Source organism: Pseudomonas palleroniana (assembly GCF_003031675.1).
GTDB lineage: Bacteria > Pseudomonadota > Gammaproteobacteria > Pseudomonadales > Pseudomonadaceae > Aquipseudomonas > Aquipseudomonas palleroniana.
On sequence record NZ_PYWX01000007.1, the window covers coordinates 1 to 19,661 of the forward strand.

Genomic DNA, 19,661 nt, shown 5'->3' on the forward strand with positions numbered 1-19,661 from the left:
ATGCGGAGTGTCAGTCAGCACATGTGTAACTGGCCCACCGCATTCGCGAGCAAGCCCGCTCCCACATTTGGATCTCAACTGGCTTTCAGTACGTTGTGCGGCACCGAACACGCCTCATCCAGGAACTTCACCACGGTCCCCATGCACGCCTGGCGTTCTTCCACATGGGGCATGTGGCTGGAATCTTCGAACAGTGCCCAGCGCACGTCCGCGATTTCATCCAGGAACGGCTTGACCACCAGCGGCGTGGCCTCGTCGTGCCGACCGGAGATCACCAGCGTCGGTACGTTGATCGCCGACAGGCGGCCGATCACGTTCCAGTCTTTCAAGCTGCCGATGACGTGAAACTCGGTCGGGCCGCTCATGGCGTGGTACACCGTCGGGTCTGAATCGACCTGGGCGAAGGTACGCGCCACTTCTTCCGGCCATGGGTTGACGCGGCATACGTGCTGGTCATAGAAAATCCGTGAAGCGGCTACGTATTCCGGGTCCTGGTAGCTGCCGGCCTGTTCATGCTTGAGCAGGGTTTCATGCACGCCTTCCGGCAACAATTTGCGCAGGCGGTTGGCCTCGCTGACCCAGGTACGCATGCAGGTCGGCGAGTTGGCCGGGATAAAGGCACGCAGGCCCTTGGGTTGCAAGATCGCGTGTTCGCTGCCGAGCATACCGCCCCAGGATTGGCCGAGAATCGCGTAGTTGTCGCTGATTTGCAGGTGGTCCAGCAGGTTGTTCAGTTCTTCGAGGAACAGGCTGATGGTCCAGAACGACGGGTCTTTGTCGGGCAAGTGGGTGGAGCGGCCATTGCCCAGTTGGTCGTAGTGAATGACCGCGTGGCCGCTGGCGGCGACGTCCTTGAAGGCGTCGACATAGTCATGGGTGCAACCAGGGCCGCCATGGATGACCACCAAGGGAGTGCGGCCGCTGCTCAGGTCGCCGGTGACGCGGTACCAGGTTTGGTAGGCGCCAAAGGTTGCATAGCCTTCGCGGACTTTGTCGATGAATTCCATTTCGTACCCTGCTGTGAAAAAAAGGATCAGGGACACGATAGTCTGCACGCAAAATTTAGGTAACTAGCAAAACAGATAGGTTTTTGCCGGCGGCTCAATCTTCGAGCAGGCGGTAATGGGTGGCACGTACCACCGCCTGCACACGGTTCTTGGCCCCCAATTTGTGCATGGCTGAAGTCAGGTGCAGGGTGACCACCGCCAATGAGCGGCTCAGTTGCTTGGCGATTTCGGCGGCGGTCAAGCCGTCGGCGGCCCATTTCAGGCACTCGCGTTCACGCTTGGTCAAATGGATGTGCGGGTAGGTGCGTAGCTCCTTGCTGAACAGCGGGTAGGCCGCTTCCTGCAGGGCATGGGTAATCAGGCTGAAATCCGTCAGGGTTTGCTGGGCATCCTTCAGCACCGTGTGCGCCTTTCCGGTGCGCAGGCCGGTCAGGGAGGCAAAACCGCCACGGGGCAAATGGATAGGCACGCTGACCCCGCAGGTCAGTTGCTGTTCATGCAGGTAGGACGATACCGGCGCGTGGCAGGGGTCGATGATTTTCTGCAAGGCGGTCTCGGCTTTTGCCTCGTAGGACCAGACAAACGGCGACACCGTGCTCAGTGCCAGATGCTGCACCGGGTCAATCTGGTAAAACCCTTCGCTGCACCACAAGGCCTGCCAGTCGCTGGGCGTGTTGCGCAGTTGCAGCACCGAGGGGGTGATGAGCGTGCCATTGAGGTCGATGGGCACCGGGGTGTAGTCATACACCAGTGCATCGAAGCCCAATTGTTGGGCGAGGATGAAAGTGTTGTCCATCTGTTCATCCAGGCTCCTGCCCGGCATGAGGCGATTATTGAAGGCGGTCAGCTTGGCCAGCATCCGTTCTGCTCCCGAATTCATTTGAATCTCGACTTGCTGCAAGTAGAATGCCACGCCCCGGCGAAGGACTGCCAGGCCAAACCTATAAGAAATACCAGGTTATGGCCGCGTGGCATCCTCGGTAGTGTTGGCCTGATCAGCGGCCGCTACCCGCCAGGCCGATACAACACAAGGAATGTATGCATGTGGCGTGAAATTGCCCCCGACCAGCAGTACAACGTGCAAGTCGATGGCCATAACCTCGTGGCCTACAGCTTTGGGGACGGCGATGAGGTGCTCTTGTGTCTCAACGGCGGTCCCGGCTTGCCGTGTGATTACTTGCGCGACGCCCATGGCTGGCTCAAGGACCATAACCTGCGAGTGGTTGCATTCGACCAGCTTGGCACGGGCGCATCAGCCAGACCGACCGATGTTTCCCTGTGGGAAATCCGCCGTTATGTGGAAGAAGTCGAAACCGTGCGCCAAACCCTGGGCCTGGGCCGTGTGCACTTGCTGGGGCATTCCTGGGGCGGCTGGCTGGGCATCGAATACGCCATTCACTACCCCGATGCGCTGAAAAGCCTGATCCTGGAAAACACCGTCGGCGACATCCCGCACCTGTCCCTGGAGCTTGACCGCCTGCGCGGTGCCCTGGGCAGCGAAACCGTGGCCATGATGCAGCGCCACGAAGCCATGGGCACCCTCGAGCACCCGCAGTACCAGGCGGCAATCACCTTGCTCAACTACCGCCACGTGTGCCGCCTGGACGAATGGCCCGAGCCGGTCAAGCGCTCCCTCGGCGACTGGAACATGGGCCCGTACGAAACCATGCAAGGCCCCAACGAGTTCCTGTATATCGGCAATCTCAAGGACTGGAACCGCATCCCCGAGATGGCCGGGTTCAAGATGCCGATATTGATCACCACCGGCCAACATGACGAGCTGACCCCGGCCTGCGCGATGCGCATGAAGCAAGCCGCCAGGCACGCCGAGTTGCACGTTTTTCCCAACAGCAGCCATATGCCGTTTTATGAGGAGCCCCAGGCGTACTTCCCGGTGTTGCTGGACTTCCTCGCTCGCCACCGAGGCTGACGGATGAACCTGGCGCGCTATCGCTTTGTGCTCTCCCGGCCGCTGCAATTGCTGCCGGTGTTGTTCGGCATCAGCCTGATCACCTTCGTGCTGGTGCGTTCCATTCCCGGCGACCCGGCGCGGGCCTTGCTCGGCTCGCGCAGCACGCCGGATGCGCTGCTGAAAATTCGCGCCCAGTACGGTCTTGATCAGCCTCTGTGGCTGCAATATTTCTACTTCCTCAAGAACCTGCTCAAGGGCGATCTCGGCCAGTCGTTGTTGTACAAGGTCGATGCCCTGAAGCTGATCGTCACCCGCATCGAACCGACCTTGGTGTTGGTACTGGGCAGCGTGGTGCTGGCGCTGCTGATTGCGCTGCCGCTGGCGACGCTGGCGGCACGCAATAAAGGCGGGTGGGTGGACAACCTGATCCGCGTGTTCACGACGGTCGGCCTGGGCATGCCGGCATTCTGGCTGGGCTTGATGTTGATCCTGTTGTTGAGTGTGCAGTGGGGCTTGTTCCCGGTGTCCGGCTATGGGCGGACTTGGCTGGATAAGGCTCACCATATGCTGCTGCCATGCCTGACCATCGCACTGGCGCTGTCGGCGGTGCTGGTACGCAACCTGCGGGCGAGCATGTTGATGGAGCTGCAGGCCGATCACGTCACCGCTGCACGCGCGCGTGGACTGTCGGAGGCGGCCGTATTTCGCCGGCATGTGCTGCCCAATTCGCTGGTGCCGGCGGTCAACCTGCTGGCCGTCAACATCGGCTGGCTGATCAGCGGCACGGTGGTGATCGAGAGCCTGTTTGCGATTCCGGGCATTGGCCAATTGTTGGTGCGCGGGATCTTTACCCGCGATTACATGGTGGTGCAGGGCGTGGCCATGGTGCTGGCCTGTGCGACGGTGGTGGTCAACTTCCTTGCCGATGTGGTGACGGTGGCCCTCGACCCGCGAGTGAAGATGCAATGAGCAGTCGCCCACTGATCGCTCCGTGGCGCGTGCGCCTGCGTTTTGGTTTTCGCAATGGTCGGCTGACCGCGGCGTGGGGCCTGCTGATACTGTTCGGCTGGTTTGCCCTGGCACTATGCGCACCCTGGATTGCGCCGTATGACCCGATTGCGCAGCACACTGACCTCAGTTTGCTGGCGCCGAGCCTGGCCCATCCGTTCGGCACGGACAACTATGGCCGAGACATCCTTTCACGGGTGATCTGGGGCGCGCGCATCGACCTGCAACTGGCCATCGTCGGGGTAATTTTCCCATTCATGATCGGCACATTCATCGGCGCGGTTTCCGGCTATATCGGCGGGCGCTTCGACAGCTTTTGCATGCGCGTGATCGACGTGATCCTGGCATTCCCGTTCCTGGTGTTGATGCTGGCGATCATGGCCATCCTCGGCCCGGGCCTGAAGAGTTTTTATATCGCCATGGCGCTGGTGGGCTGGGTGTCGTATGCGCGGCTGATCCGCTCGCAGATCCTGGTACTCAAGGAAAGCGACTTTGCCTTGGCCGCCAAGAGCCTGGGCTTCGGCCATGGGCGCATCCTGTTCAGGCACCTGCTGCCCAACGCAATGTTCGGTTCGATCGTGTTTTCCATGTCTGACGCAGTGCTGGTGCTGCTCAACGGTGCCGCAGTGAGTTACCTGGGCCTGGGCGTGCAGCCGCCGACGGCTGAGTGGGGGACGATGGTGGCCGAAGGGCAAGCGTTTATCACCACCGCGTGGTGGATCTGCACCTTTCCGGGGTTGGCCATTGTGACGCTGGCCATGGGCTTCAGCCTGTTGGCCGATGGCGTGGCGCAAGTGTTGGGGGATCGCTCATGAGCCTGTTGCAGGTCAAGGATCTCAGCGTGATCGCGCATAACGCCGGGCGGGATGTCACGCTGGTTGATCGCGTGTCTTTCGGCCTGGCTGAAGGCGAAGTCCTCGGCCTGGTGGGTGAGAGCGGTTCCGGCAAGACCCTGACGTGTCGCGGGCTGATGCGGTTGCTGCCGTCGCCCAGCCTGCGTGTGCAAGGCGGTAGCGTGCGCTTGGCCGGGCAGGACTTGTTGTCATTGGACGACGCCGGGATGCGTGCCGTACGGGGTGGCCAGTTGGGCATGATCTTCCAGAACCCCAGCAGCCACCTTGACCCCTTGATGCGTATCGGCGAGCAGATCGGCGAAGGCATCCGCTTGCATCAAGGCGCATCGAAAAAAGACGCCCGCCGGCAGGCGATCGAAGTGCTGCGTCAGGTGGGCATTCCCGATCCCCAGGCGCGGGTCGACAACTATCCTCACGAGTTTTCCGGCGGCATGCGCCAGCGCGCGATGATCGCCGTGGCGTTGGGCTGCAACCCGAAAGTACTGATTGCCGATGAGCCGACCACCGCTCTGGATGTGACGGTGCAGGCGCAAATCCTGCGCTTGTTGCTGGACCTGCGCGACCAGCGTGGCCTGTCGATCATCATGATCACCCATGACCTGGGCGTGGTGGCGCAGACCTGTGACTCCATTGCGGTGATGTATGCCGGGCGCCTGTGCGAGCACGGCAGCAAATACGACTTGCTGGCCCGTCCGCAGCACCCTTATACCGCCGGCCTGATCGATTGCCAGCCGGCCCACAGCAGCGGCCACGCCTTGCTGCGCACCATCCCCGGCCAGCCGCCTTTGCTGGATGCATTGCCGGACGGTTGTCGCTTCAACCCGCGTTGCCCGCAGGTGGGCGCGTTGTGCTTCGAGCGGCTGCCCGAAGGCGCGCAAGTGGCGTGTCACTATCCGTTGGGAGGCCGTCCGTGAGCCTGTTGCAGATCAAGGATCTTGAGGTGCGCTTTGCCGCATCCGGTACGGGGTTGTTCGGCCTGAACCGGCAGTGGGTGAGGGCGGTCAACGGGGTTTCGCTGAACCTGGCCGCCGGCGAGACCCTCGGTTTGGTGGGCGAATCCGGCAGCGGAAAAAGCACCCTGGGGCGCGCGATCCTGCACCTCAACCCGATCAGTGCCGGCCAGGTGTTGTTCGATGGCATCGACATGGCCCACGGCAGCGCCATTGACATTGCGCGCTTGCGCCATGAAACCGCGATGATCTTCCAGGACCCGTACGCCGCGCTGAACCCCCGCCACACGGTGGGCGAAACCCTTGCCGAAGTGCTGCGGGTACAGCGCAAAGTCGCACCGGCGGGGATTCCACGCCGCGTTGATGAGCTGCTCGATCTGGTCGGCCTGCGCCCCGAGCTGGCCAGCCGCAAGCCCGGCTCCCTCAGCGGCGGCCAGTGCCAGCGCGTCGGTATCGCCCGCGCCCTGGCGGTGGAGCCGCGCTTGATCATCGCCGATGAGTGCGTGGCGGCATTGGATGTCTCGATCCAGGGCCAGATCATCAACCTGTTGCTGGAACTGCAGCAGCGCATGAACCTGGCGATCCTGTTTATCGCCCATGACTTGGCCATCGTGCGGCGCCTGTGCGACCGCGTGGCGGTGATGTACCTGGGCAAGATCGTCGAAGAAGGGCCGGTGGAAGCGGTGTTCAGCGCGCCGCGCCATCCGTATACCGCGGCATTGATCGAGGCGATTCCCGAGATCGACCCGCATCGGCCATTGCCTGCGCAGCTTCTGCCGGGTGAGCCGCCCAGCCCGTTGAATTTACCGGCCGGTTGCGCCTTTCATCCGCGTTGCCGCCATGCCCGGACGGAGTGTTCCGTGGTGTTGCCGCCGACCCATTTCCTGCACGAGCATCGGTACAGTTGCGTGCTTGAACAGCCCTTGAACCTTTCCTGCCATTCATGAACAAGGAGTTATGGACATGCAATCCCGTCACTTGAAGTTGCTCGCCGCCGCTACGCTCACCGCGTGGTCCCTGACAGCCGGGTTGGCACACGCCGCTGGCGTGCTGACCATTGGCTGCCGTGAAGACAGCACCACGTTCGACCCGATCAAAAGCGCGCAAAACCGCGACACCTGGGTATTCGCCAACGTCTACGACACCCTGGTGCGGGTGGATAACCTGGGCACCAAGATGGAACCGGGGCTGGCCGAAAGCTGGGACATTTCCAAGGACGGCCTGACCTATACGTTCAAGCTGCGTGATGCGAAGTTCTCCGATGGCTCGTCAATCACCGCCGACGATGCCGCGTTCAGCCTGTTGCGTATCCGCGACAACAAAGCCTCGCTGTGGAGCGACCCGTTCAGCCTGATCAATACCGCCAAGGCGACGGACGCCAAGACCCTGGTGGTGACCCTGAAAACACCGGCCGTGGCTTTCCTCTCGCAACTGGCGTCGCCGACCGTCTCGATCCTGTCGGAAAAGGCCATGACCCAGATGGGCGAAGACGCCTACTCGGAAAAACCGGTGACCTCGGGCGCGTTTACCGTGGATGAGTGGCGCAAGGGCGATCGGGTGATCCTGAAGAAAAACCCGAACTTCTGGCAAGCCAAGAGCGTCAGCCTGGATGGCGTGGAATGGGTGTCCGTGACCGATGACAACACCCGTATGCGCATGGTGCAGAACAATGAACTGGACACCGCGATCTTCGTGCCGTTTTCGCGGGTGGAAGAGCTGAAAAAAGACCCGAACGTCGTGATCCACTCCGACCCGTCTACCCGTGAAGACCACCTGCTGATCAACCACGCCCACGGCCTGCTGGCCAAGCAGGAAGTGCGCGAGGCGCTGGACATGGCCATCGATAAGCAATCGTTGGTCAAGACCGCTACTTACGGTCAAGGCACCGTGGCCTATTCCTACATCCCGAAAGGCTCGCTGTACCACTACGCCAACAACCTGCAGCGCCCGTACGACCCGACGGCGGCCAAGAAGCTGTTGGAGCAGGCCGGCGCCAAGGACTTGAAGCTCAACTACGTGGTCAATGCCGGCAACGAAGCCGATGAGCAGATCGCGGTGATCATCAAGGACCAACTGGCCAAGGTCGGCGTGACCGCCAACCTGCAAAAGGTCGACCCGACCCAGAGCTGGCAGATGCTGGTGGACGGTGACTACGATATCTCGGTGATGTACTGGACCAACGACATTCTCGACCCGGACCAGAAAACCACCTTCGTCCTGGGCCACGACACCAACCAGAACTACATGACCCGCTACAAGAACGACAAGGTCAAGGACCTGGTGGCTGCGGCACGTATCGAGGCGGACCCGGCCAAGCGTGAGCAGATGTATGTCGAACTGCAGAAGTTGGCGAAACAGGACGTCAACTGGATCGACCTGTACTACAGCCCGTATATCAACATCTCACGCAAGAATGTGAGCAACTTCCTGCAAAACCCGTTGGGCCGCTTCACCCTAGAAGAAGTGGTGAAAAACTAAAGAGCACCGCAATAAAAAATGTGGGAGGGGGCTTGCTCCCGATGGCGGTGGGTCAGCAAAGAAATAGCTGACTGACACACTGCTATCGGGAGCAAGTCGAATCGTCGCACCGCCCCTCCCACATTTTGCTTTCCCGGCGTTTCAGTTACTGCGCATCGAACGCCTGGCCATTGATGCCGGCACTGTCCGGCCCCATCAGGTACAGGTACACCGGCATGATCTCTTCCGGTGCAGGCCGTTCCATTGGGTTCTCCCCCGGGTACGCCTGGGCCCGCATGCTCGTGCGTGTGCCGCCGGGGTTGATGCTGTTGGCGCGGACCGCAGCGATGTCTTCCAACTCATCGGCCAGGGTTTGCATCAAACCTTCAGTGGCGAATTTCGACACGCCATAAGCGCCCCAATACGCCCGCCCCTTGCGCCCGACACTGCTGGAGGTGAACACCACCGAGGCATCCTGGGACAGCTTGAGCAGCGGCAGCAGGGTACTGGTCAGCATGAACATCGCATTGACGTTCACGTGCATCACCCGCATGAAGTTCTCGCCGGACAACTGCTCGATCGGCGTGCGTGGGCCGATGATCGAAGCGTTGTGCAGCAGGCCGTCTAGGTGGCCGAATTCCTTTTCGATCATGGCCGCCAGTTCATCGTATTGATGGGGCAGGGCGGTCTCCAGGTTGAACGGAATCACCACCGGCTGAGGCTGGCCTGCGGCTTCGATTTCGTCATACACCTGGGCCAGGTTGGCCTCGGTCTTGCCCAGCAGCAGCACGGTGGCGCCATGGGCGGCATAGGTTTTCGCCGCCGCCGCGCCGATCCCACGACCGGCGCCGGTTACCAGGATGACCCGGCCTTTGAGCAGGTCCGGTCGTGCAGAGTAATCAAACATAAACAACCTCGACAAAAGTTAACTGGCTCCCACATTGATCTTCAGCAAGTCATCAATCAGCAACTGCACAGCGCGTTATCCAGCACCTTGCGCAGTTCCAGCGGGTGATCCACTACCACATCGGCGCCCCAGTGACGTGGGTTATCGTCCGGGTGGATGTAGCCGAATGTGACCGCTGCGGTGCGGGTGCCGGCGTCGCGGCCGGACTCGATGTCGCGCAGGTCATCGCCCACGAACAGCACGCTGGCCGGGTCCAGGTCGAGCATCTTGCACGCCAGAATCAAGGGTTCCGGGTCCGGCTTGCTGTTCTTCACGTGGTCCGGGCAAATCAGCAGTGCCGAACGTTCGGCCAGGCCCAACTGCTGCATGATCGGCTCGGCAAAGCGCAGCGGCTTGTTGGTGACCACACCCCAGATCAGCTTGGATTTCTCGATGTCATCCAGCAGCTCGCCCATGCCGTCGAACAGCTTGCTGTGGATTGCGCAGCCCTTGAGGTAGCGCTCGAGGAATTCCAGGCGCAGCTCTTCGAAACCAGGCGACTCCGGGTCCATCGAGAACGTCACGGCGACCATTGCCCGTGCACCGCCGGAGATTTCATCGCGAATGTGCTGGTCATTGATCGGCGCCAGCCCACGGTCGGCGCGCATGGCCTGGCAGATGGCGATAAAGTCCGGCGCCGTGTCCAGCAGGGTGCCGTCCATATCGAAGAGAACTGCTCGCAACTTCACAGGCTTACTCCTCGCGCAGGGTCTGGATCATGTAGTTGACGTCAACGTCATTGGCCAGCTTGTAGTGCTTGGTCAGCGGGTTGTAGGTCAGGCCGATGATGTCCTTGACGGTCAGCCCGGCCTGGCGGCTCCAGGCGCCCAGTTCGGAGGGGCGGATGAATTTCTTGAAGTCATGGGTGCCGCGTGGCAGCAGCTTCATGATGTATTCGGCGCCGATGATCGCGAACAGGTAAGCCTTGGGGTTGCGGTTGATGGTGGAGAAGAATACCTGGCCGCCCGGCTTGACCATGCGAAAGCACGCGCGGATCACGGAAGACGGGTCGGGCACGTGCTCCAGCATTTCCAGGCAGGTGACCACGTCGAATTGCTCCGGCATCTCTTCGGCCAGGGCTTCGGCGGTGATCTGGCGATATTCCACGCTGACGCCGGATTCCAGTTGGTGCAGTTGGGCCACGGCCAGCGGGGCTTCGCCCATGTCGATGCCCATTACGGTGGCGCCGCGCACGGCCATCGCTTCGCTGAGGATGCCGCCGCCGCAACCGACGTCCAATACTTTCTTGCCGGCCAGGTTGACGCGTTCGTCAATCCAGTTGACCCGCAGCGGGTTGATGTCGTGCAAGGGCTTGAATTCGCTTTCGCGGTCCCACCAGCGGTGAGCCAGGGCTTCGAATTTGGCGATTTCGGCGTGGTCGACGTTGCTCATGGTGAATCCTCTAAAACTGATAAATCGGTTTGCAGGCTTTGAACGCAGGGGTTCAAAACCGACGTTATTCGTTTCGTCCGCTGATGCGCCGGCCCCACTCGATCGCCGAGGCGACCAGTTCCGGTTCGTTCATGCGGGTCAATCGCCGGTCGTCGAGCAACTGCTTGCCGGCGACCCAAAGGTGTTTCACACAATCGCGCCCGGTGGCATATATAAGCTGTGAGACCGGGTCGTAGATCGGTTGTTGCGCCAGGCCGGACAGATCGAAGGCCACCATGTCGGCGGCCTTGCCGACTTCCAGCGAGCCAATTTCGCTCTCCAGGCCCATGGCCCGGGCGCCGTTCAGGGTGGCCATGCGTAGCGCGCGATGGGCATCCAGGGCGGTGGCAGACCCGGCGACCGCCTTGGCCAACATGGCGGCAGTGCGAGTTTCACCCAGCAGGTCCAGGTCATTATTGCTGGCGGCGCCGTCGGTGCCGATTGCTACATTGATACCGGCCTGCCACAGACGTTCCACCGGGCAGAAGCCGCTGGCCAATTTCAGGTTCGATTCCGGGCAGTGGATGATGCTGGTGTTGCTTTCTACCAGCAAAGCCAGGTCATCTTCGCTGATTTGCGTCATATGAACGGCCTGGAAGCGTGGGCCCAGCAAGCCCAGGCGGCCCAGGCGCGCCAATGGGCGTTCCCCGGTCTGGTCCACGGCCTGCTGCACTTCGGAGGCGGTTTCGTGCACATGCATATGGATCGAAGCATCCAGTTCTTCGGCGATTATGCGGATTTTTTCCAGGTTCGCATCGCACACGGTGTAGGGAGCGTGGGGGCCGAAGGTGATCTTGATGCGCGGATGATGCTTGAGGTCGCCGAACAGCTCGATCCCCTGGCGAATCGCCTCATCGGCGCTGGCGGCGCCGGGAATCGGGAAGTCGAGGATTGGAATGGCGATCTGCGCGCGCATCCCGCTGTTGTGTACGCAGTCGCTGGCGACCTTGGGAAAGAAGTACATGTCGGAGAAGCAAGTGATGCCCCCCTTGAGCTGCTCGGCAATGGCCAGGTCTGTGCCGTCGCGGACAAAGGCTTCGTCGACCCATTTGGCCTCGGCGGGCCAGATGTGCTTTTCCAGCCAGGTCATCAACGGCAGGTCGTCGGCCATGCCGCGAAACAGGCTCATGGCCGCATGGCCGTGGGCGTTGATCAGGCCAGGGCTGAGCAACATGCCCGGCAGTTCACGCGTCTCTTTGCTGGCGAGTTTCAAGGCGGCTTCGCGAGGCCCGATAAAAGCGATTCGCCCGTCGCGAATGCCCAGGCCATGTGCCTTGAGCACCACGCCGGCGGGTTCGACGGGTACCAGCCAGCTTGGCAGTAACAGTAAGTCGAGGGGGGCGGCAGTGGCGGTCATCGCGGGCTTCTTCCCAGGCAACTATAAAAGAAGGGCGAAGTATACCCGAGCGTCCTGGCTGGCGGATCGCTATAATCGGCGGCTTTTGTTCATGAGTGCGGGGTAAGGGATGCGCGACCGACTGTTGGCTGCCGAGAAAGTAAAGGCCATCGATTGGCGTGATGGCGCGCTGCATCTGCTCGATCAGCGTGCGCTGCCGTCCCGGGAAAGCTGGGTAACCTGTACCACGGTCGATGAGGTGGCCCAGGCCATTCGCTCAATGGTGGTACGGGGCGCGTCAGCGATCGGCATCAGCGCTGCCTATGGGTTGGTGCTGGCCGCCCGCTCTCGACTCGCAGAGGGCGGTGACTGGCAGGCTGCGTGGGAAGAGGACTACGCACTGTTAGCCGATTCGCGCCCCACCGCGGCGAATTTGTTCTGGGCCTTGCAGCGTATGCGTGACCGCCTGGATCGCCTCAAAAAGCCTGCCGATCCTTTGGCGGTGCTGGAGGCCGAGGCCATTGCGATTCATGAGAGCGACCGGGAAGCCAACCTGGTCATGGCTCAACTGGGTGTCGAACGGATCCGCAGGCACCAGGGCAACGCCCAGGCGATCCTCACTCATGGCAATGCCGGTGCCTTGTCGACAGGCGGCGTGGGCACGGCGCTGGGGGTGATTCGCGCGGCGTTCCTGGAGGGGCTGGTCGAGCAGGTCTACGCCAACGAAACCCGCCCCTGGCTGCAGGGGTCGCGGCTGACTGCCTGGGAACTGGCGGGCGAGGGCGTTCCGGTGACGGTCAATGCCGACTCCGCCGGCGCGCATATTCTCAAGACCAAAGGCGTGACCTGGGTCGTCGTCGGTGCCGACTGCATTGCCGCCAATGGTGATGTGATCGGCAAGATCGGCACTTATCAGCTGGCGGTATGCGCCATGCATCATGGTGTGCGCTTCATGGTGGTGGCCCCCAGTTCCACCCTCGACCTGATGATGGCGACGGGGGAGGATGTCGCCCTGGAAGAGCGTGATCCGGACGAGTTGCGTGACATCGTCGGGCAGTGGTTAGAGGTGGATACGTACAATCCGGTGTTTGATGTGACGCCGGCGGACCTGATCGATGTGATCGTGACGGAAAAGGGCATCGTCGAGCGGCCGGATGCGGCGAAGCTGGCGAAGTTGATGTGCCGCAAGCGTCTGCATTGACGAGGGATGGCCCCCGATTGGCCCTGGAAGTCAATAAAAGCCTTGGATTTACCCTCAAAAATTGACCCCAACTCAGCTCTGAGCCCCTCTCGTCGCCCTCAAGCCTGTCATCCGTCAACTTACTACGCTCCATGCGCATCAGGGGGATAGGTGCGTGGCGGCGATTGTGATAACATCCGGCGGTTTCCAGGGCCACCCCGAGGGGTGGCCTATAACGCGCAGATCCGTGTCATAACTCGTTGATTTGTCGTAAGTCGTTGTCAGGCACCCTGCCGGCAGCGGCGAGCTTCGTTCGTCCCATATGGATGTGACGAGGTTTCACCCGAAAAAGGAATCAGGCTTCTCATGGGCGAACTGGCCAAAGAAATCCTCCCGGTCAATATCGAAGACGAGCTGAAACAGTCCTACCTCGACTACGCGATGAGCGTAATTGTCGGTCGGGCACTGCCTGATGCGCGCGATGGCTTGAAGCCCGTGCACCGGCGTGTGCTGTTCGCGATGAGCGAGCTGGGTAACGACTGGAACAAGCCGTACAAGAAATCTGCCCGTGTTGTCGGTGACGTGATCGGTAAGTATCACCCTCACGGCGACACTGCGGTGTACGACACCATCGTTCGGATGGCCCAGCCGTTTTCCCTGCGCTACCTGCTGGTAGACGGCCAGGGTAACTTCGGTTCGGTCGATGGCGACAACGCCGCGGCGATGCGATACACCGAAGTGCGCATGACCAAGCTGGCGCACGAGCTGCTGGCCGACCTGCACAAAGAAACCGTGGACTGGGTGCCGAACTACGACGGCACCGAAATGATCCCGGCTGTCATGCCGACCAAGATCCCCAACCTGCTGGTCAACGGTTCCAGCGGTATCGCCGTGGGCATGGCCACCAACATCCCGCCGCACAACCTCGGTGAAGTCATCGACGGTTGCCTGGCCCTTATCGACAACCCTGAGCTGACCGTCGATGAGCTGATGCAATACATCCCCGGTCCGGACTTCCCGACTGCTGCGATCATCAACGGTCGCGCCGGTATCATCGAAGCCTACCGTACCGGTCGTGGCCGTATTTACATGCGCGCCCGCTCGATCATCGAAGACATCGACAAGGTCGGTGGCCGTCAGCAGATCGTCATTACCGAGCTCCCGTACCAGTTGAACAAGGCGCGTCTGATCGAGAAGATCGCCGAGCTGGTCAAGGAGAAGAAGCTCGAAGGTATCACCGAGCTGCGCGACGAGTCCGACAAGGACGGTATGCGCGTGGTGATCGAGTTGCGTCGTGGCGAAGTGCCTGAGGTGATCCTCAACAACCTCTACGCCCAGACCCAGCTGCAAAGCGTGTTTGGTATCAACGTCGTGGCCCTGATCGATGGTCGCCCGCGCATCCTGAACCTCAAGGATCTGCTGGAAGCGTTCGTGCGTCACCGCCGCGAAGTGGTGACCCGTCGTACCGTGTTCGAGCTGCGCAAGGCCCGTGAACGCGGGCATATCCTGGAAGGCCAGGCGGTTGCGCTGTCGAACATCGACCCGGTGATTGCGCTGATCAAGGCTTCGCCAACGCCGTCGGAAGCCAAGGAAGCGCTGGTCAGCACGCCTTGGGAATCCAGCGCCGTGGTGGCCATGGTCGAGCGCGCCGGTGCCGACTCCTGCCGTCCCGAGACCCTGGACCCGCAATACGGTCTGCGCGAAGGCAAGTACTTCCTGTCGCCGGAACAGGCCCAGGCCATCCTGGAACTGCGCCTGCACCGCCTGACGGGCCTGGAGCACGAGAAGCTGCTGGCCGAGTACCAGGAGATCCTCAACCAGATCGGCGAACTGATCCGTATCCTCAGCAGCGCCGTGCGCCTGATGGAAGTGATCCGCGAAGAGCTGGAAGTGATCCGTGCCGAATACGGCGACGTGCGCCGCACCGAAATCCTCGATGCCCGCCTCGACCTGACCCTGGGTGACATGATCCCGGAAGAAGAGCGCGTGGTGACCATCTCCCACGGCGGCTACGCCAAGACCCAGCCTCTGGCTGCGTACCAGGCCCAGCGTCGTGGTGGTAAAGGTAAATCGGCTACCGGCGTCAAAGATGAGGACTACATCGCTCACCTGCTGGTCGCCAACAGCCACACCACGCTGCTGCTGTTCTCCAGCAAGGGCAAGGTGTACTGGCTGAAAACCTACGAAATCCCGGAAGCTTCCCGCGCCGCCCGTGGTCGCCCACTGGTCAACCTGCTGCCGCTGGACAGTGATGAGTACATCACCACCATGCTGCCGGTCGAGGAATACACCGAAGGTCACTTCATCTTCATGGCGACCGCCAAAGGCACCGTGAAGAAGACCCCGCTGGAATCCTTCAGCCGTCAGCGCAGCGTGGGCCTGATCGCCCTGGAACTGGATGAAGGCGACGTGCTGATCTCCGCAGCCATCACCGATGGCGAGCGTGAAGTGATGCTGTTCTCCGACGGCGGCAAGGTGACGCGTTTCAAGGAATCCGACGTTCGCGCCATGGGCCGTACCGCCCGCGGTGTGCGCGGTATGCGCCTGCCGGAAGGGCAGAAGCTGATTTCGATGCTGATCCCGGAAGAAGGCAGCCAGATTCTCACTGCCTCCGAGCGTGGTTATGGCAAGCGCACGGCCATCAGCGAGTTCCCTGAGTACAAGCGTGGCGGCCAGGGCGTGATCGCCATGGTCTGCAACGAGCGTAACGGCCGTCTGGTCGGTGCGGTCCAGGTGCTCGATGGTGAGGAGATCATGCTTATTTCCGACCAGGGCACCCTGGTACGTACCCGTGTGGCTGAAGTCTCGAGCCTGGGCCGTAACACTCAGGGCGTGACCCTGATCAAGCTGGCCAAGGACGAGAAACTGGTCGGCCTGGAGCGTGTCCAGGAGCCGTCGGAAGTCGAAGGCGAAGAGCTGGAAGGCGAGGAGTTTGATGGCGAAGTGATCGCAACCGGCGATGACAACGTCGACGAGCCAACCCTCGACGCTGCCGCAGACGACGAAGAACCGCAGGAATAAGCGGACATACAGGGGGCGGATGAAGATTCGCCCCCTTGTTGTTTGTCCGGATGGAAATATCGACAACCATGGAGATCCCTTGTGGGAGCGGGCTTGCTCGCGAAGGCGGACTGACATTCACTCCAGATGTCGGCTGTTGGATCGCTTTCGCGAGCAAGCCCGCTCCCACACCGGGTCCGGTGTCGGCTGATATGTTTGCGTGACTACCACCAGATCAGAGTGAGATTGGATGTGAGCAAGAGAGCCTATAACTTCTGTGCCGGTCCCGCGGCGCTTCCTGAAGCAGTCCTGCAGCGTGCGCAGGGTGAACTCCTCGACTGGCATGGAAAAGGCCTCTCCGTGATGGAAATGAGCCATCGCAGCGATGAGTTCGTGTCCATCGCCACCAAGGCCGAGCAGGATCTGCGCGACTTGCTGGACATCCCATCCAACTACAAAGTGCTGTTCCTGCAGGGCGGCGCGAGCCAGCAGTTCGCCCAGATCCCACTGAACCTGCTGCCCGAAGAGGGCACTGCCGACTATATCGACACCGGTATCTGGGGGCAGAAGGCCATTGAAGAGGCCTCCCGTTACGGTCACGTCAATGTAGCGGGCACCGCCAAGCCTTACGACTACTTCGCCATTCCGGGTCAGAACGAATGGAAGCTGTCGAAGGATGCTGCCTACGTGCACTACGTCGCGAACGAAACCATCGGTGGCCTCCAATTCGACTGGGTGCCGGAAGTGGGCGACGTACCGCTGGTGTGCGACATGTCCTCGGACATTCTTTCGCGCCCGATCGATGTGTCCAGGTACGGCATGATCTACGCCGGCGCGCAGAAGAACATCGGCCCAAGCGGCATACTGGTCAACATCGTCCGCGAAGACTTGCTGGGTCGTGCCCGTTCGGTGTGCCCGACCATGCTCAACTACAAGGTCGCGGCGGATAACGGCTCGATGTACAACACCCCGCCGGCCTTCGCCTGGTACCTGTCGGGCCTGGTGTTCGAATGGCTCAAGGAGCAGGGCGGCGTGGCGGCCATGGCCAAGCTCAACGAAGAGAAGAAGCGCGTCCTGTACGACTTCATCGACGCCAGCGGCCTGTACAGCAACCCGATCAACCTGACTGACCGCTCGTGGATGAACGTGCCGTTCCGTCTGGCCGACGACCGTCTGGACAAGCCGTTCCTGGCCGGTGCCGACGAGCGCGGCCTGCTGAACCTCAAGGGCCACCGCTCGGTGGGTGGCATGCGCGCCTCCATCTACAACGCTGTCGACATCCACGCGATCAACGCACTGGTTGCCTACATGGCAGAGTTCGAAAAGGAACACGGCTAATGTCTGAACAAGAGCTCAAGGCCCTGCGCGTACGCATTGACAGCCTGGACGAGAAAGTCCTGGAACTGATCAGTGAGCGTGCGCGCTGTGCCCAGGAAGTGGCACGGGTGAAGATGGCGTCCCTGGCGGAGGGCGAGGTGCCGGTGTTCTACCGTCCCGAGCGTGAGGCCCAGGTGCTCAAGCGCGTGATGGAGCGCAACAAGGGCCCGCTGGGCAATGAAGAAATGGCGCGATTGTTCCGCGAAATCATGTCTTCCTGCCTGGCCCTGGAGCAGCCGCTGAAAGTGGCTTACCTGGGTCCTGAAGGCACCTTCACCCAAGCGGCGGCCATGAAGCACTTTGGCCACGCGGTGATCAGCAAGCCGATGGCGGCCATCGACGAAGTGTTCCGCGAAGTGGCGGCCGGTGCGGTGAATTTTGGTGTAGTGCCGGTGGAAAACTCCACCGAAGGTGCCGTCAACCACACGCTGGACAGCTTCCTTGAGCACGACATGGTGATCTGCGGTGAAGTCGAGCTGCGTATTCACCACCACCTGCTGGTGGGCGAGAACACCAAGACCGACAGCATCAGCCGTATCTACTCCCACGCCCAGTCCCTGGCCCAGTGCCGCAAGTGGCTGGACGCCCATTACCCGAATGTCGAGCGTGTTGCGGTGTCCAGCAATGCCGAAGCGGCCAAGCGGGTCAAGGGTGAGTGGAACTCGGCGGCCATCGCCGGTGATATGGCGGCGGGCTTGTATGGTCTGACGCGCCTGGCCGAGAAGATCGAGGACCGCCCGGACAACTCCACGCGCTTCCTGATGATCGGCAGCCAGGAAGTGCCGCCGACCGGCGACGACAAGACCTCGATCATCGTCTCCATGAGCAACAAGCCGGGCGCGCTGCATGAGCTGCTGGTGCCGTTCCACGATAACGGGATTGACCTGACGCGCATCGAGACGCGCCCTTCGCGCAGCGGTAAATGGACCTATGTGTTCTTTATCGACTTCGTCGGCCATCACCGCGACCCGCTGGTAAAGGGCGTGCTGGAGAAGATCAGTCAGGAAGCCGTGGCACTCAAGGTGCTGGGCTCTTACCCGAAAGCGGTTTTGTGAGGCTTTAACATGAGTGGCAACTTTCTCGCCCTGGCGCAGCCGGGCGTGCAACAACTGTCGCCTTACGTTCCGGGCAAGCCTGTGGACGAGTTGGCGCGTGAGTTGGATCTGGACCCCTCCAATATCGTCAAGCTGGCGAGTAACGAGAACCCATTGGGCCCAAGCCCTAAAGTGCTGGCGGCGATTCGTGAAGAGCTGGCCGAGCTGACGCGTTATCCCGACGGCAACGGCTTTGCCCTCAAGTCACTGTTGGCGCAAAAGTGCGGTGTCGAACTGAACCAGGTGACCCTGGGCAACGGTTCCAACGATATTCTTGAGCTGGTCGGCCGCGCTTACCTGGCTCCGGGCTTGAACGCCGTGTTCAGTGAGCATGCGTTTGCGGTCTATCCGATCGTCACTCAGGCGGTGGGCGCTGATGCGAGAGTGATTCCAGCCAAGGACTGGGGGCATGATCTGCCGGCCATGCTGGCGGCGATCGATGCGCAAACGCGTGTGGTGTTTATCGCCAACCCGAACAATCCGACCGGCACCTGGTTCGATGCCCAGGCGTTGGACGACTTCCTGCAAGATGTGCCTGCGCACGTGCTGGTGGTACTGGACGAGGCGTATATCGAGTACGCCGAAGGCAGCGACCTGCCGGACGGCCTGGATTTCCTGGCAGCCTATCCGAACCTGTTGGTTTCGCGCACGTTCTCCAAGGCTTACGGCCTGGCCTCGCTGCGGGTTGGCTACGGCCTGTCCACGGCGGTGGTTGCCGATGTGCTGAACCGCGTGCGCCAGCCGTTCAACGTCAACAGCCTCGCCCTGGCGGCGGCCTGTGCGGCGGTAAAGGATGTCGAGCACCTGGAAGAAGGCCGTCGCATCAACGAAAGCGGCATGCTGCAGTTGCAGGAAGGTTTCCGTGAGTTGGGCCTGGGCTGGATTCCATCCAAGGGCAACTTCATTTGCGTCGATCTGGCTCAGGTGGCCGCCCCGGTATTCCAGGGCTTGTTGCGCGAAGGCGTGATCGTGCGTCCGGTGGCCAACTACGGCATGCCGAACCATTTGCGTATCACCATCGGTTTGCCGGCTGAAAACAGCCGCTTCCTGGAGGCGTTGGCCAAGGTCCTGGCCCGTGGTTGATGTCACCGCATTGCAACCTGTTATGC

At 61.4% G+C, this 19,661-nt stretch carries 17 protein-coding genes; 11 read left to right on the forward strand and 6 right to left on the reverse strand.

Annotated elements, in window-relative coordinates; genetic code table 11:
* Nucleotides 1-74 precede the first annotated feature (74 nt).
* On the reverse strand, nt 75-1,007 hold the full coding sequence (locus C9383_RS01860; RefSeq protein WP_060753194.1) for a proline iminopeptidase-family hydrolase: 933 nt from the start codon (nt 1,005-1,007) through the stop codon (nt 75-77).
* Between the two features lie 94 nt (nt 1,008-1,101).
* On the reverse strand, nt 1,102-1,866 hold the full coding sequence (locus C9383_RS01865; protein WP_090366107.1) for a LuxR family transcriptional regulator: 765 nt from the start codon (nt 1,864-1,866) through the stop codon (nt 1,102-1,104).
* A 183-nt stretch (nt 1,867-2,049) separates the two neighbouring features.
* Here C9383_RS01865 and C9383_RS01870 point away from each other — a divergent pair, with 183 nt between their 5' ends.
* Genes C9383_RS01870 through C9383_RS01895 form a run of 6 tightly spaced genes read left to right on the forward strand, consistent with a single transcriptional unit; the run spans nt 2,050 to nt 8,209 of the window.
* Nucleotides 2,050-2,937 carry a proline iminopeptidase-family hydrolase gene (locus C9383_RS01870; protein ID WP_090366106.1) on the forward strand — a complete coding sequence of 296 codons (888 nt, stop codon included), beginning with the start codon at nt 2,050-2,052 and terminating at the stop codon, nt 2,935-2,937.
* 3 nt (nt 2,938-2,940) lie between these two features.
* A complete protein-coding gene (locus tag C9383_RS01875) occupies nt 2,941-3,888 on the forward strand; it encodes an ABC transporter permease (protein WP_090366104.1) in 948 nt (315 codons plus the stop codon).
* The gene (locus C9383_RS01880; protein WP_090366102.1) at nt 3,885-4,742 is read left to right on the forward strand and encodes an ABC transporter permease; all 858 of its coding nucleotides are present in this window, start codon (nt 3,885-3,887) and stop codon (nt 4,740-4,742) included. Before C9383_RS01875 ends, C9383_RS01880 begins: the two co-directional genes overlap by 4 nt.
* Nucleotides 4,739-5,695, forward strand: coding sequence for an ABC transporter ATP-binding protein (locus C9383_RS01885; RefSeq protein WP_090366101.1), 957 nt, complete (start codon nt 4,739-4,741; stop codon nt 5,693-5,695). The genes C9383_RS01880 and C9383_RS01885 overlap by 4 nt, the downstream gene beginning before the upstream one ends.
* On the forward strand, nt 5,692-6,678 hold the full coding sequence (locus C9383_RS01890) for an ABC transporter ATP-binding protein (protein WP_060753200.1): 987 nt from the start codon (nt 5,692-5,694) through the stop codon (nt 6,676-6,678). Before C9383_RS01885 ends, C9383_RS01890 begins: the two co-directional genes overlap by 4 nt.
* A gap of 16 nt (nt 6,679-6,694) precedes the next feature.
* Nucleotides 6,695-8,209 (forward strand): ABC transporter substrate-binding protein, encoded by a 1,515-nt coding sequence (locus C9383_RS01895; protein ID WP_060753201.1) that lies wholly within the window; start codon nt 6,695-6,697, stop codon nt 8,207-8,209.
* A 145-nt stretch (nt 8,210-8,354) separates the two neighbouring features.
* Here C9383_RS01895 and C9383_RS01900 read toward each other — a convergent pair whose 3' ends face one another.
* The 4 genes from C9383_RS01900 to C9383_RS01915 all read right to left on the reverse strand — a co-directional run bounded on the left by C9383_RS01900 (nt 8,355) and on the right by C9383_RS01915 (nt 11,922).
* Complete coding sequence (locus tag C9383_RS01900; RefSeq protein ID WP_060753202.1) at nt 8,355-9,095, reverse strand: YciK family oxidoreductase; 741 nt, start codon at nt 9,093-9,095, stop codon at nt 8,355-8,357.
* A gap of 56 nt (nt 9,096-9,151) precedes the next feature.
* Nucleotides 9,152-9,823, reverse strand: a complete 672-nt coding sequence (mupP, locus tag C9383_RS01905) for an N-acetylmuramic acid 6-phosphate phosphatase MupP (RefSeq protein WP_060753203.1) — start codon at nt 9,821-9,823, stop codon at nt 9,152-9,154.
* Nucleotides 9,824-9,827: 4 nt separating this feature from the next.
* Nucleotides 9,828-10,526: a bifunctional 2-polyprenyl-6-hydroxyphenol methylase/3-demethylubiquinol 3-O-methyltransferase UbiG gene (ubiG, locus tag C9383_RS01910; protein ID WP_060753204.1), complete on the reverse strand. Its 699-nt coding sequence runs from the start codon at nt 10,524-10,526 to the stop codon at nt 9,828-9,830.
* A gap of 64 nt (nt 10,527-10,590) precedes the next feature.
* Entirely contained in the window at nt 10,591-11,922 is a 1,332-nt protein-coding gene (locus tag C9383_RS01915; protein WP_090366099.1) for a TRZ/ATZ family hydrolase, read from the reverse strand.
* A 109-nt stretch (nt 11,923-12,031) separates the two neighbouring features.
* Between C9383_RS01915 and mtnA the strand changes: the two genes are divergently transcribed.
* The 5 genes from mtnA (at nt 12,032) to hisC (ending at nt 19,635) form a co-directional block, all read left to right on the forward strand.
* On the forward strand, nt 12,032-13,102 hold the full coding sequence (gene mtnA, locus C9383_RS01920; RefSeq protein WP_090366098.1) for an S-methyl-5-thioribose-1-phosphate isomerase: 1,071 nt from the start codon (nt 12,032-12,034) through the stop codon (nt 13,100-13,102).
* A 345-nt stretch (nt 13,103-13,447) separates the two neighbouring features.
* Complete coding sequence (gyrA, locus tag C9383_RS01925) at nt 13,448-16,102, forward strand: DNA gyrase subunit A (protein ID WP_090366096.1); 2,655 nt, start codon at nt 13,448-13,450, stop codon at nt 16,100-16,102.
* Between the two features lie 231 nt (nt 16,103-16,333).
* Nucleotides 16,334-17,419, forward strand: coding sequence for a 3-phosphoserine/phosphohydroxythreonine transaminase (gene serC, locus C9383_RS01935; RefSeq protein WP_060753208.1), 1,086 nt, complete (start codon nt 16,334-16,336; stop codon nt 17,417-17,419).
* Nucleotides 17,419-18,513: a prephenate dehydratase gene (gene pheA, locus C9383_RS01940; protein WP_003218812.1), complete on the forward strand. Its 1,095-nt coding sequence runs from the start codon at nt 17,419-17,421 to the stop codon at nt 18,511-18,513. The genes serC and pheA overlap by 1 nt, the downstream gene beginning before the upstream one ends.
* Before the next feature lie 9 nt (nt 18,514-18,522).
* Nucleotides 18,523-19,635, forward strand: coding sequence for a histidinol-phosphate transaminase (gene hisC, locus C9383_RS01945; protein ID WP_090366095.1), 1,113 nt, complete (start codon nt 18,523-18,525; stop codon nt 19,633-19,635).
* Nucleotides 19,636-19,661: the final 26 nt, after the last annotated feature.